This is a genomic window from Bacillus sp. Medicinal_06 (assembly GCF_056711665.1).
The window spans coordinates 45061-57998 of the sequence record NZ_JBWYHD010000002.1 but is presented as its reverse complement, the minus strand read 5'-3'; the positions used below and the strand labels follow the sequence as shown (position 1 = coordinate 57998).

Annotated in this window: 15 protein-coding genes; 4 read left to right on the top strand and 11 right to left on the bottom strand. The window is 34.0% G+C overall.

Annotation, left to right across the window (positions count from 1 at the left end; all coding sequences use genetic code 11):
- Positions 1-37 precede the first annotated feature (37 nt).
- From AC1M36_RS03920 to AC1M36_RS03895, 6 genes are all read right to left on the bottom strand, one after another.
- A complete protein-coding gene (locus tag AC1M36_RS03920) occupies positions 38-658 on the bottom strand; it encodes a class D sortase (protein ID WP_336450570.1) in 621 nt (206 codons plus the stop codon).
- Between the two features lie 168 nt (positions 659-826).
- Entirely contained in the window at positions 827-1429 is a 603-nt protein-coding gene (locus AC1M36_RS03915) for a PspC-like choline-binding domain-containing protein (protein ID WP_336450571.1), read from the bottom strand.
- Positions 1430-1864: 435 nt separating this feature from the next.
- Positions 1865-2197: a hypothetical protein gene (locus AC1M36_RS03910; RefSeq protein WP_336450572.1), complete on the bottom strand. Its 333-nt coding sequence runs from the start codon at positions 2195-2197 to the stop codon at positions 1865-1867.
- 186 nt (positions 2198-2383) lie between these two features.
- Complete coding sequence (locus tag AC1M36_RS03905) at positions 2384-2596, bottom strand: hypothetical protein (RefSeq protein WP_241814974.1); 213 nt, start codon at positions 2594-2596, stop codon at positions 2384-2386.
- Positions 2597-2839: 243 nt separating this feature from the next.
- The gene (locus AC1M36_RS03900; RefSeq protein WP_336450573.1) at positions 2840-3739 is read right to left on the bottom strand and encodes a peptide ABC transporter permease; all 900 of its coding nucleotides are present in this window, start codon (positions 3737-3739) and stop codon (positions 2840-2842) included.
- A complete protein-coding gene (locus AC1M36_RS03895; protein ID WP_336450574.1) occupies positions 3732-4637 on the bottom strand; it encodes an ABC transporter permease subunit in 906 nt (301 codons plus the stop codon). Before AC1M36_RS03895 ends, AC1M36_RS03900 begins: the two co-directional genes overlap by 8 nt.
- 182 nt (positions 4638-4819) lie before the next feature.
- Here AC1M36_RS03895 and hpt point away from each other — a divergent pair, with 182 nt between their 5' ends.
- The 3 genes from hpt to AC1M36_RS03880 all read left to right on the top strand — a co-directional run bounded on the left by hpt (position 4820) and on the right by AC1M36_RS03880 (position 6663).
- Complete coding sequence (gene hpt, locus AC1M36_RS03890; RefSeq protein WP_174100052.1) at positions 4820-5350, top strand: hypoxanthine phosphoribosyltransferase; 531 nt, start codon at positions 4820-4822, stop codon at positions 5348-5350.
- 80 nt (positions 5351-5430) lie between these two features.
- Complete coding sequence (locus AC1M36_RS03885; protein WP_479845610.1) at positions 5431-6333, top strand: diacylglycerol/lipid kinase family protein; 903 nt, start codon at positions 5431-5433, stop codon at positions 6331-6333.
- Between the two features lie 150 nt (positions 6334-6483).
- Positions 6484-6663, top strand: a complete 180-nt coding sequence (locus AC1M36_RS03880; RefSeq protein ID WP_174100049.1) for a cold-shock protein — start codon at positions 6484-6486, stop codon at positions 6661-6663.
- A gap of 187 nt (positions 6664-6850) precedes the next feature.
- Here the strand turns inward: AC1M36_RS03880 and AC1M36_RS03875 are convergent, their stop codons facing one another.
- From AC1M36_RS03875 to AC1M36_RS03855, 5 genes are all read right to left on the bottom strand, one after another.
- On the bottom strand, positions 6851-7447 hold the full coding sequence (locus AC1M36_RS03875) for a DedA family protein (RefSeq protein ID WP_336450576.1): 597 nt from the start codon (positions 7445-7447) through the stop codon (positions 6851-6853).
- Positions 7447-8013 (bottom strand): class I SAM-dependent methyltransferase, encoded by a 567-nt coding sequence (locus AC1M36_RS03870; protein ID WP_174100045.1) that lies wholly within the window; start codon positions 8011-8013, stop codon positions 7447-7449. The genes AC1M36_RS03875 and AC1M36_RS03870 overlap by 1 nt, the downstream gene beginning before the upstream one ends.
- A 141-nt stretch (positions 8014-8154) precedes the next feature.
- Positions 8155-8865, bottom strand: coding sequence for a TraX family protein (locus AC1M36_RS03865; protein WP_336450577.1), 711 nt, complete (start codon positions 8863-8865; stop codon positions 8155-8157).
- Positions 8866-9015: 150 nt separating this feature from the next.
- Positions 9016-10965 carry an ABC transporter permease gene (locus tag AC1M36_RS03860; protein ID WP_336450578.1) on the bottom strand — a complete coding sequence of 650 codons (1950 nt, stop codon included), beginning with the start codon at positions 10963-10965 and terminating at the stop codon, positions 9016-9018.
- Entirely contained in the window at positions 10952-11722 is a 771-nt protein-coding gene (locus AC1M36_RS03855) for an ABC transporter ATP-binding protein (RefSeq protein ID WP_098338527.1), read from the bottom strand. The genes AC1M36_RS03860 and AC1M36_RS03855 overlap by 14 nt, the downstream gene beginning before the upstream one ends.
- 305 nt (positions 11723-12027) lie before the next feature.
- Between AC1M36_RS03855 and AC1M36_RS03850 the strand changes: the two genes are divergently transcribed.
- Complete coding sequence (locus tag AC1M36_RS03850) at positions 12028-12900, top strand: AraC family transcriptional regulator (RefSeq protein WP_336450579.1); 873 nt, start codon at positions 12028-12030, stop codon at positions 12898-12900.
- The last annotated feature ends 38 nt before the right edge of the window (positions 12901-12938 follow it).

Here is a 12938-nt window from a genome sequence, read left to right as displayed (position 1 = left end):
CTCATTCTAAATAGCTAAAGACAAAAATACTGTAATCTCATTTTGAATCAGTAGCAATTAATTTTGCCTCAATAATATATCGATCCGGGGCATCGCCTATGTAATCAAATGGATAACAAGTCGTCAATGTTAATGTTGGTGCTTCTTTCTTTACAATAACTGTGCGATCATCAGCATCTGTAATCCATATTTTTTGAATTTCATACGAGTAAATTTTATTATCATATTCCACGATAAGATGATTTTTTTCTTTCAGCTCTCCTAATTCTGTAAATACAGTATCACGATGTCCACTTAATACAGTATGTCCTCCTTGGGGTGGTACTGTTGTCATATCACTAACAAACATACCTACACCTTTTTTCAATGTAGTATTATTCGTCCCCCAGTATACCGAAAATTTCTTTTTGATTTTCGGTATACTTAATATAGCTACTTTCTCTCCTTCTTTGTGTTGGATTTGAGAAGAGGGTACTTGAGAATTTGCATTTGTTTCAGTAGCAGTGTCTTTTGATGTTATCCTTTCAAACTGCTTGACCTCTTCTATCGTTAAATCTTGCGCCGAACTTTTTCCTTTGTACCATTCAAAAGAGTAATAAGCACCAACAAGAATACCAATTATCATGAAGGCAACTCCAATACGATTTAGAAATGTCACCTTTAATCCCTCCATTCCTCATTATTATTTCTCTCCTTATATACCCTTTTTAACACCACTTCTCATGTATTTATAAGATATATCCGAGATGCAAAGATAATTTACAAAGCAAAAAAGCTGCCAAAAGTAGCTATTCAACTACTTTCGGCAGCCTCTTATTCAAAATATTTAAAGCATAACGCCATTATCTTTAAATACATACCAAGTACCATTAATCAAGTGTTTGCCTGTTGCCATTGCACCATCAGATTTTAAATAATACCATTTTCCACTCTCTTGTAGCCACCCTGTTTTCATCGTGCCATTCGAATTCATATAATACCAACCTGTATCAGTTCTTACCCATCCAGTTCTCATTAATCCACGATGGATGTAATACCACTTATTTCCTTCTTTTAACCAACCAGTTTTAAATGCTCCATCTTGGTTTGTATATAACCAGCGATCTTCATCCTGTATCCAACCAGTTTGCATAATACCATCTTGACCTAAGTAATAATCTCTTCCATTTACTCTAACATAATCGTTTTGCACCATCATTCCATCTATACAGTAATACCATTTTCCGTTATAACTTAACCAGCCTTCATGAGCTTTTCCATCTTTATCAAAGTAATACCATGCATCTCCAGTTTTTACCCATCCCATTTTTTGTATAGCTTGTTCTTCTTTCGGGATAGCCTGATTCACATTTTCACTTGTTTCTCCATAAGAAACGGCAGGTACTAAAAACATTACAGACATTAAAACTAGCAAAATAATTTTTTTCATTTTTCCCAGTCTCCCAAATAATAATTTATTTTGGTTTCTACCTCTATAACCAAATTATATTACGAATTATAAAAACAAACAACATTTTTGTAATATAAATGTAATAATTTTATCTTTTTTGTTACTTTAGATATTTTATCGTTACTATTTTCCTATTATATTCTTAAAATAATATATATATCCGTTTTGATTTTTCGACATATAAGTTACGGTTATGAAAATAAAAGAAGGTCTTCACTCCTTTTCTCCTTCTGTTTTCACATGGCATGGGGCTAAAAAAAGGAACCGATCGCTTCTACCTATGAGCGGATTCTCTCTTCCCCCTAAAAGGAATGGTTTTATTTCGGTTTTTCAATCCGTATTTATATAGATGTTTATCTTCACTAAAAAAGCATTGTAGATTCCCTCTACAATGCTTTTTCTGTGTCTCAGTATTTAATTGTTACTTTCACGTGAATGTAAAGTAAAAGGATCTGGAGTAATAACTAATTGTCTCGGCTCAGTTTTCTTTAAGTGATTAGTGACGTTACACTTACTATGTTGAAAGGACCATGCTTTAATAGGATTTGTAAAGATGATTCTTTGCTCTTTATTAGGGGTCTCTTCTTCAAAATTACAACTTTCGCTCCATTTACACCATTTCATTGTAAATTGTGAAGAAGAATGATCTTCTTTTCGATCAAATAAGTGCGAAAGGCTCATCTCTTCATCTAGTATCATAGTGTTACTAGCCGATAATAAAGCAATGGTCATCCAACGTTTCTCCATTCCCTCCTACTCCTTTTCACATATAATGCCTAAAGCGTATTTTACCTAAAATGTGCTTGCCTTTTACCTTACACCTATAAGTTTATCCAAAATATCACTACTCCACTATCGATTTGTCTTACAAATTACCTTACATTTTTGTAAGGAATAAAAAAACCTCCATTTAAATGAATGAAGGTTTTGAAATCATTTTTTATCTATATATTCTTTCATATCATCTAATCCAGCTTCATACAGTTGGAGCAGCATTCCATGAGAAATCGCACCAAGAACTAAAGTCATTCCAATCAGTGAAACTCGAATAGCAGGAACATCAATTATATAAGCCAACATACCAAGAACGATTGTTAGAAGCAATGCTTTTATAAATGTAATACTTGAGTACTGTTTCTTTTTCATGATTATCACCCTTTATGGAAGCGTTTTCTTAATATAGTTATTATATCATATCATCAGACCTTTTTGTGGATATTTTTGTAAAAAGACTTCCGTTTTTAAAAATAAAAAAATGACCTGCACTCGTTCTCTCCTTTTGTTTTCACTTGGCATAAAGCAGGAAGAAAGTTTGACCACCTCTATGTATGGTCGGATGCTCTCTCCCTCCTAAAAAGAATGATTTCATTTCGTTTTTCAAATTTGCATTTATATATTATGTCTATATCCGTTTACTACTTTCGTCATACAAAATAAAAGAAGCATATAGAACAGAACTGGAATTATAATCACTCTTGGCTCTAGCATTAATTCGCCATAGTAATAGCTAATTAAATTTGCCCAGTCATTTAAGTATGGAAAATATATATGAAATTGATCATGAGCTTGCCCAGAAACAATTTTTGTTCCCCCTAAAAATAATTTAAAAATGGCAAGATGTAACATGATTAGTAATACTTGCACCATCTGTTCTCCAATTTGAAATATAATTTGTGGTTGCAATACTTTCATAATATGAGTCCGAAATATATGCCATCTACTACCTCCTAATACAAGGGAACTTATCACATACTCTTGTCTCCAAATGTGCTGAACCTCTTTTTGAAAAAATCGTGTCATTCCTGGAACTGCCACAAACACAAATACAATCAATTGTATACATAATAATTCTATATTTGTGACAATAGGTTTCGTTCGTAGTTCATACATGATAAATGGGGTTAGAAATAAAATACAAAATAATGTTTGGGGGAAAAATTGCAAGCTAACAGTAACACGTTGTAAAAAAGAAAATCCCCACTTATCATTACGAACCAACAAGCTCATCAATAAAGAAATGGTTACTCTAGCAACCGCCACAAAAAATGATATTAAAATTGTATACTTAGCTCCTTCTATTACTTTATAAAACAAATCTTCTCCTTCTCGATCCGTTCCAAACCAATGTTCAGAGGACATGGAAAAAGGGGCCGCTTCAACAATTTCTCCTTTTTCATTGTATCGATATTCCACTACCTTAGGTTCCTTCTGAAAATATGGAAGTGCAAAACTAATAATTAATAATAGAATAATAGGAAATAAGAAGTATATATAACGCTGTTTACGCATACAGCTTCCTCCTTAACCAATTCAATAACAATATCACTCCGTGCATAGGTACGATAAACAATATCAGCAAATAAACGATAACTGCTGGATCTTGACCGCTAATCAAAATTGAAAACAAACCTCTAATATGAAACATGTACTCAAAAACAAATAAACTCGTTATCAAAGCTAATAATATTGATTCCATATGATTCACAACTGAAATCACGATATTGCTAACAATATGCTTACATAAAATATACAGACTACTAAAACCTTTCGCCTTCACAAACAGAACATAATCTTTTTTCTGCTCTTCCTTTATAAGTAGCATTTGGAATTGTAATAAAGAAATGGTAGGAATAATAGCTAAAATGAGAATTGGTAATACAATCGATGAATTTTGCATTGTAGAGAATGGATGTAATAATAAAACTCCGGTATACCTATATATTGTTACCATTATAAGTTGAAGAAAAAAAATCAGAAAGATATCTGGGATTGTTTTAAGAAAACATACAGCTTCTTCTATCACTCTCTGTACACGCCTTGGTATAATCGCTGTAATCATACTACATACAAAAGACAAACAGAGCGAAACTACGAGTGCTCCAAATATAAGCACGAGCGAATATGCATATGGCTTAAAGATAAGTGGAAATAAGGGAAATTCCCTTTCTTGCATCTTAAATATTTGCACATTGTTTGAAACAGTCGCTACTTGTGTAGCCATTTTCATCTTTAACTCTTCTGGATGTATGAGTGCAGAGATAACATGTATACATTGTGTAAAAAAATGCTCTATATGTATCCCAACTTGCTTCCCCTTTATAAATAACATAGGAAGACTTACTATCACTACAAATAGCATGATCATAATAAATAATTGAAAAATGATTGAAGATATTTTTTTTAACATTCCATTCTCCTCTCAATTTCTCGAACATGAATCTACCACGAAACACTAAAATCAAATTGTCACTTTATTTTATTCTGACTTTGCTAACATAAACCTTTATCAAATATATATCCTTTTGACTTTTCCTCCTCAATCCTTTACAGTCGAAATGTTCACAAGTTTTACAACGTAGGAGGATCTCAATGAATATTGAAATAAAAGACACTTTAATTTCTGAAGAAGCATTACAAACGAAGGTAAAAGAACTTGCACTACAAATTGAGCGCGATTTTGAAGGAGAAGAAATCGTAGTGATTGCTGTATTAAAAGGTTCTTTCGTCTTTGCTGCGGATTTAATTCGTCACATAAAAAATGAAGTAACAATCGATTTTATCTCAGCATCTAGTTACGGTAACCAAACTGAAACAACAGGGAAAGTTAAATTATTAAAAGATATCGATGTCAACATTACAGGTAAAAATGTCATTGTTGTAGAAGACATTATCGATTCAGGCTTAACACTTCACTTCTTAAAAGACCACTTCTTCATGCATAAACCGAAAGCATTAAAGTTCTGTACATTACTTGATAAACCAGAACGTCGTAAAGTCGATTTAACAGCAGAGTATGTAGGCTTCCAAATTCCAGATGAATTTATCGTTGGTTACGGCATCGACTGTGCAGAAAAATATCGTAATTTACCATACATCGCTTCGGTTGTAACAGATAAATAAAACCAAATAAACTTCCATCGCTTTCTGATGGAAGTTTATTTATATCGTTCACTACTTCTAAAACACAGGGAGGGATTAGAATGACACAGACAAAATTTGAAAAAGTTCTTCTCATCGTAAACCCAAAAGCAGGGCAAGGAGATTTACAGACAAACTTATCCAAAATCGTTCCACCGCTTGCTGCAGCTTTTCCTGATTTACGAATTCTTCATACAAAACAGCAAGGCGATGCCACAAAGTATTGTAGGGAGTTTGCAAACAAAGTTGATTTAATTATCGTCTTTGGCGGCGATGGAACTGTCTTTGAATGCACGAATGGACTAGCACCTCTTAAAACCCGCCCAACACTTGCAATCATTCCAGGCGGGACGTGCAATGACTTTTCTCGTACGCTTGGCGTTCCGCAAAATATTGCCGAGGCTGCCAAATTAATTGTAAAAGGTCATACGAAGCCGATTGATATCGCTCAAGCAAACAACCAATATTTCTTAAACTTTTGGGGGATCGGTCTCGTTTCCGAAGTGTCTAATAACATTGATGCTGACGAAAAAGCAAAGCTTGGGAAGATTGGTTACTATTTAAGTACAATCCGCACAATTAAAAATGCAGAAACCTTCCCTGTGAAAATTACGTATGATGAAGAAGTATATGAAGATGAAGCTGTCCTTGTTATGATTGGAAACGGTGAATATCTAGGAGGAATCCCTTCCTTTATTCCTAATGTAAAATGTGATGATGGTGCACTTGATATCTTTGTTGTAAAATCAACAGGTTTTCAAGCATTTAGAGACTATATCGGAAAGAAACTATTTGAGGATACAAATAACAATGATATATTCCATGTGAAAGCAAAATCAATCCTTATTGAAACAAAAGAACAAAAAGAAGTAGATACAGACGGAGAAAGCTCTCTTCATACACCGTGCCAAATTGAATTATTGCCAGGACATTTTACAATGATTTATAATCCAGAACTAGTATAATAGATTCCTTGTTGTAATTTGGTAATTTATAAAGTTCGCATTTTTATAAAATAAAGATTATAATTAAAAGTATAAAAGGTTGTTAACAAAAAACGTTAACAACCTTTTTATTTTTTTTAGAAAAATTCCCCACTTTAGAGGAGTGATGATATGTATTGGAAAAGAAATAATAAGCCTGTCGAAGATCCAGAAGAAATAGCTGTATGGGAATGCCAGTCAGAAAGCTGCCGTGGATGGATGCGCAAAAACTTTTCTTTAGAAGAAGAACCAAAATGTCCTTTATGTAAAGGTGATATGGAGAGCGGAACACGACTACTACAAAAATTGTAAAGATTAAGTTCTATTTCCCCTACATTCCTCAATTACGAAATCAAATAAAGAGAAGATCCTCCCTCTCCTTATCTCCACTATAACTACCTTGCCTAAATGTGAATCGAAAATAAATAAGGAAGAAGGCAGCTATTACTTAAAATAGCTGCCTTCTTCCTTACTGCCTGCGAATATTTGGACAAGTAATCTATCCCATTACCTGATTTTTCTTTTGCATATATAAATATGAAATACTTGCTATGACGACAATTGTGCCACCAAAATAGAGGCCATACTTCGTCGCAAGTTCTACAATCGTCTCGATATGTTTACCAAACATAGAACCAAGCATAAAATAAAGCAATGTCCATATGAATCCTGTCGTGTATGAATACAAAGCATATGTTTGAAATGACATACGATTCATACCAACTAAATAAGGAACGATATGTCTAACGACAGGTATAAAATAACTTGTTGCCAATGCATAATGTCCGTATTTATGAATCAGTTTTTGTGATTTTAAAAGGTACTTTACTTTCTTCTTTTTCATTAATTTATCAAGTACTTTAGAACCAAATAATTTTCCAAGTATATATCCTAATGAAAGACCTGACACTACACCTAAATAGGTTAACAAAAAGGCAGGAATTACACTTAGTATGCCCACCGATGATACAAACCCACCACTCATTACAATCATTTCATCTGGAACTGGCATGCCTACAATCCCGAGCCATAGACAAAAGAATAAAGCCCAATAACCATACTGCTCAATATATGATAACAATTCATGTAATTCCATTACATACATGCCTTTCTACAACTAAGAACATGCGCTGGTGGAAGATTCAACCAAACCTTTTTTAATGAAATTTCCTGAAAAAAGGTTTGGATAAATGCTTTCTTTGCAAGCGAGTATTGAAATGTAATGAATTCACCATCCTCACTTAATGATTCCATGACGCTAGATAAAATACGAGATGATACTTCTCTTGGTAAAGACGTAAAGGGTAATCCTGATAATACGTAATCAACCTTCTCTATTTGTAAATCCTCGATGTATTTCTTTATATTTTCAGCTGATCCATGTATAACTAAAATATTAGGATCGTCCTTAAACTGCTTCTGTAATTTTTTGAAAAAAACTTCATTAATTTCAATCAAGATAAATATTGTATGTTCTTTTTTTCTCTTTATAATCTCTTTCGTGAATGAACCTGTTCCAGGTCCTAATTCTAAAATGTACTTCGCTTCTTCAAAATTAATCGCGCCTACCATCTTTTTGGCTAATCTATTCGAACTAGGTGCAATTGCCCCAGTATTCTTTGGATGCTTCACAAATTCGGTTAAGAATGTAATAAGTTGCATTTCTAACCTCTCCCATTCATTCGGTATTGTTTAATATAGCTTCAAGTATAACGATCATTTTTTAAAAAATAGCATGGAAATTTCTTAAGATTTTATGAAGAAATAAAAAAAAGCTTTGTGCACATGCACAAAGCTTTCTCTTTACTTACTAACAAAATATCCAATTGTATAAATGATCCATAAATGAACTGGATAGAAAATATAAAACATATATTTCGTGAACGCATTATTTAAACCACGCTCTCCGTTATATAAGAGAATAAATGGTAAAGCAAATACCATCATCCATTGATTATTAAAACCGAACATACCCATTTGAGTGAAGATTTCTCCATCAATAAGTAATGATGGAACTTCTAATAAAGATAGCACCATATATGTGATAATTAACCACATTTTCTTCTCTCTAAAGAAATAGAAGATTAATGTCATGATTACACCCATAAAGCTTGCTTCCGTAAACATTCCTAATGCCGCCGCAATAATAGCGGCTGGAATCCCCACTAAATAATTTTTTGTACGCTTCGTATAATCAATCGCAATTAATAAAACAATTCCTAAACCAAGTGACAAGAAAATATTATTAGATAGTCCACTGTCACTTGGGAACAAATATTGAATAAGTGCTGAACCTGCAAACATAATCGCTGCCCACATAAATACACGAGTCGCGTATTTCGTACGATTACGTGTATAGAAGAATCCTTCTACGACAAAATAGAAGAAAATTGGCGCAACGATGCGTCCTGGATGATGCATCCACATTGGCATACCTGGAATATACGTATACACGTGGTCAATGACCATTAAGATCATTGCAAAAATCTTTAATTGAAAAGCATTTAACCTCATAAAAATAGTAGTCCTCCTTTTTTAAATACTTTCTTACTATAACGATTTTCTGTTAGGAGGACTATCGACTTCTCTTACATTAACATTACACTTTTGTAAGATTTTCATAAAAAAAACAGCTATCGCGCCTAGCGATAGCTGCCTCCTTCATTACTTCACGCTCACAATCTTATAATAAGAGCGAACTGTTAAGAAGTAATATCCAATATAAATGATGCTGTATATACCGATGCTCATTAATAGTGGAATCAAAATTTCATATGGCATTAATGTTGATAAGCCTTTTAACGCGAATAAACTATGACAAATCCCGACTACTAATGGAATCGCAAAGATAAAGCTTATTTGTTTCGCAATCGCCTTTTTCATTTCTTGCTTTGTCACTCCGACTTTACAAAGTACGACGTAGCGATCGCGGTCTGCATTTGCTTCTGTTAACTGCTTGAAGTAAATGATAGAACCTGTTGCGAGTAAGAACACTAGACCTAAGAATAGACCGATAAACATCATTAATCCTGTTGCTTCTAACATACCGTGGAAGCCAGTATAGAAATCATTGAAAGGTAATGCAACTTCTGACTCTCCAGCTGGCATTACTTTCTTTAATTTCTCTGTCAGTACTTTACTATTGTTTTCGTCTTTTACATCTATATTTTTAACGATACGAGTACTAGAGACTGCCTTCACACTGTTATATATTTCATCTGGTACAATAACGAATAGTTCTCCTAAGTTCGTTATATTACGTCCTTCAGCACCTTGAATCGTTAATGTCTTCGTCTCATTTCCAATTGGGAACACTGCTTTATTCCCTTTATATATTGCACTAAATTCATGGCCTTCAATATACATACCATCATATACAAAAGCTTCATTAGCAGCTAAATTTACTGCTTCAACATCCATTTTCTTTGCGATATTATTAAATGCTGATTGCGATACAAGCTGATATTTCTCGGTAACGAAATAATTCGTATTCATGCCCAGATCTGCTTTTTCGCCTTCGAACTTCCCTTTAACAGGAACCATCTCAATTTCAAATTGGTCTGTTACAGGATGATTTTCCTTCTCTTCAGTCAAAATCGCATTTACTTTTCTATCAAGTGCCGCATCTTTTTTCTCGTAAGAATAACTATGCGGTGCATAATCTTTTGATTGTTTAAACGTATTGTAATACATCGTTACAGATGTACCAACCGCTGTTAATGTTACCGCACTTAATACTGCAATGGTTGCGAGCGATTTGGCATTTCCTTTAATGCGATACAATAGCTGCGACGTTGTTACCATATTCATTCCATTATAGAATGACGATTTCTTATGTCTTGCTCGTTTTAATACGAAAACTGTAAAGAACATAAATAATAAGTACGTACCAAGTACAGTGGCAAGTAAAATATAAAATGCAACCATCATAAAGTCAGCATATTTCGCTGCTTTCATAAATGTTAGCGATAGGAAATAACCTGAACCAATTAAGAAGACTGATATCAATGCCATAATAACCGATCCTTTAGGCATTGTCTCTCCTTCACGCTCAGCACGGAACAATTCAATTAACTTAAAGCGATAAATTAAACGATATCCCTGCAATGATGTATAAAGAATAATGACAAAAAAGATAATAGCTGTATCAATAATTGCAGCCATTGGTACTTCAAAGTGAACATTTAAGTTCAGTCCCATCATGCTTACCAATAATTCAAGGAATAGCTTTGAAAGTACACTACCAATCGCAATCCCGATAACCAATGACATTAATCCCATTAGCATGTTTTCATAAAATAACATTTTACCAATTTGTTTTTTTCGAATTCCTAGCAGTGAATATAATCCAACTTCTTTTTTGCGTTTTCGTGTAAAGAATCCGTTAGAGTATATAATAAATACTGCTACGAAAATAATCAGCATCACACTGGAAACTTGGAATGCCCCGCTAATTTTCTTAGAGCCTTCCGCTGCTTTTTCCATTTGTGAATTGTACTGAAGTGCCTTAAATGTAAAATAAATGACGATACTAAAGATCATCGATGCAAAATATAAAAAGTAATCTTTAAAGTTCCGCTGTATGTTGCGGAGAGCAATACTAGATAACGTCATCCATTGCACCTCCGGAAATTGCGGACATTACGTCAACTACTTGTTGGAAGAACTGTTTACGCGTTAACTCCCCGCGGTGCAATTCTTTATATAACTCACCATCTTTAATGAAGATAACACGTTTACAATAACTTGCTGCAAACGCATCATGCGTTACCATTAAAATGGTTGAATTATCATATTCATTTAATGACTTCATACTTTCTAGTAAATCTGTTGCTGATTTAGAATCAAGCGCTCCTGTTGGCTCGTCCCCGAAAATCATACTTGGATTTGTAACGATTGCTCGTGATGCTGCGCAGCGCTGCTTCTGTCCGCCAGATACTTGGTATGGGAATTGACTTAAAATATGATCAATGCCAAACTTCTTCGCAATCTCAAGAACGCGGCGATCAATTTCATTTGCTTTCACTTTTGATAAAGCAAGTGGCAAAGCAATATTCTCTTTCACCGTTAGCGTATCTAATAAATTATAATCTTGGAAAATGAAACCTAAATGATCACGGCGGAACAATGCCAATTTATCATCATTCATTTTGACAATGTCTTTTCCATCAATTAAAATTTCACCGTTCGTCGCGTTGTCAATTGTAGAAAGAACATTTAAAAGAGTCGTTTTACCAGACCCAGAAGGTCCCATAATGCCAACAAACTCACCCTCTTGTACTTGTAAGTTAATGCCTTTTAACGCTTCAAATTTATTTCCACCTGTATCATATACCTTTTTAATATTTTTCGCTTCTAATACCGTTTTCATCTCTATATCCCTCTCTTCTTCTATTCTCTATTTTCACTATATCTAACTTCTACTCTTGCCACTATCGATGTTTCTTACACAAACATGACAGTTATGTAAGGGGGCTTAGCAGAAGAAAACGAAACTTAACTTTATGAAATAACTACTTTGCTACTATAGCACCGGGGTAACATACCAGCCATTCATTCTCCTTACAGAAACATTACAATTCTGTAAGGTACAAAACTGTCCTACATACTTGTGCACGGAATGTCGGATGAGGTTATTTCATTCTTGCTATTCTATTTACATAAGGAGGTCATATCATGAATTCGCTTAAAAACATGAATGCAGCAATACAGTATATTGAAGATAATCTTGCGAATGACATTGACTTTAAAGAAGTGGCAAAGCTAGCCCTCTGCTCTGAATATCATTTTAAAAGGATGTTTTCCTTCCTTGCAGGCATTTCACTTTCAGAATATATTCGCTGTAGACGTCTTACTCTTGCGGCATTCGAACTAAAAGATAGTAATGTAAAAGTCATTGATATCGCTATGAAATATGGATACAACTCACCAGATTCTTTTTCACGTGCATTTCAAAACTTGCATGGTATAACACCATCAGAAGCTAGAAATAGTAGTCATTCTCTTAAAGCTTACTCACGAATGACCTTCCAGTTATCTATTAAAGGAGGACATGAAATGAACTATCGTATTGAAGAAAAAGAGGCATTTCGCATCGTTGGCATACAAAAACGAGTACCAATTATTTTTAGCGGTGTAAATCCAGAAATCGCTTCTATGTGGCAAAGTTTAGACAGTCAATCGATCCACACATTAAAGACACTTTCAAATGTTGAGCCTACTGGACTCATTAGTGCTTCTACCAATTTTTCTGAAGGTAGGATGGAGGAAAAAGGAGAACTCGATCACTATATTGGTGTAGCAACAACGAAAGATTGCCCAGACCAGTTCACACAACTTGAAGTCCCAGCCTCAACATGGGCCGTATTTGAAGCAATCGGACCATTTCCTAGTGCATTGCAAAATGTATGGGGACGTATTTATTCGGAATGGTTCCCATCTTCAAATTTTGAACAAATACAAGGACCAGAAATTCTATGGAATGAAAATAAAGATGTAACCTCGCCAACTTTTAAAAGTGAAATCTGGATTCCCGTTTTGAAAAAGTAAATCATGCATAAGATTAATAAAAGAAGCTATCCCAAAAG

Bases quoted from the DNA above. Each gene is read 5' to 3' on its own strand.
- AC1M36_RS03915 (WP_336450571.1), bottom strand. From the start codon at position 1,429: ATGAAAAAAATTATTTTGCTAGTTTTAATGTCTGTAATGTTTTTAGTA.
- AC1M36_RS03910 (WP_336450572.1), bottom strand. From the start codon at position 2,197: ATGGAGAAACGTTGGATGACCATTGCTTTATTATCGGCTAGTAACACT.
- AC1M36_RS03905 (WP_241814974.1), bottom strand. From the start codon at position 2,596: ATGAAAAAGAAACAGTACTCAAGTATTACATTTATAAAAGCATTGCTT.
- AC1M36_RS03900 (WP_336450573.1), bottom strand. From the start codon at position 3,739: ATGCGTAAACAGCGTTATATATACTTCTTATTTCCTATTATTCTATTA.
- AC1M36_RS03895 (WP_336450574.1), bottom strand. From the start codon at position 4,637: ATGTTAAAAAAAATATCTTCAATCATTTTTCAATTATTTATTATGATC.
- hpt (WP_174100052.1), top strand. From the start codon at position 4,820: ATGAATATTGAAATAAAAGACACTTTAATTTCTGAAGAAGCATTACAA.
- AC1M36_RS03885 (WP_479845610.1), top strand. From the start codon at position 5,431: ATGACACAGACAAAATTTGAAAAAGTTCTTCTCATCGTAAACCCAAAA.
- AC1M36_RS03880 (WP_174100049.1), top strand. From the start codon at position 6,484: ATGTATTGGAAAAGAAATAATAAGCCTGTCGAAGATCCAGAAGAAATA.
- AC1M36_RS03875 (WP_336450576.1), bottom strand. From the start codon at position 7,447: ATGGAATTACATGAATTGTTATCATATATTGAGCAGTATGGTTATTGG.
- AC1M36_RS03870 (WP_174100045.1), bottom strand. From the start codon at position 8,013: ATGCAACTTATTACATTCTTAACCGAATTTGTGAAGCATCCAAAGAAT.
- AC1M36_RS03865 (WP_336450577.1), bottom strand. From the start codon at position 8,865: ATGAGGTTAAATGCTTTTCAATTAAAGATTTTTGCAATGATCTTAATG.
- AC1M36_RS03860 (WP_336450578.1), bottom strand. From the start codon at position 10,965: ATGACGTTATCTAGTATTGCTCTCCGCAACATACAGCGGAACTTTAAA.
- AC1M36_RS03855 (WP_098338527.1), bottom strand. From the start codon at position 11,722: ATGAAAACGGTATTAGAAGCGAAAAATATTAAAAAGGTATATGATACA.
- AC1M36_RS03850 (WP_336450579.1), top strand. From the start codon at position 12,028: ATGAATTCGCTTAAAAACATGAATGCAGCAATACAGTATATTGAAGAT.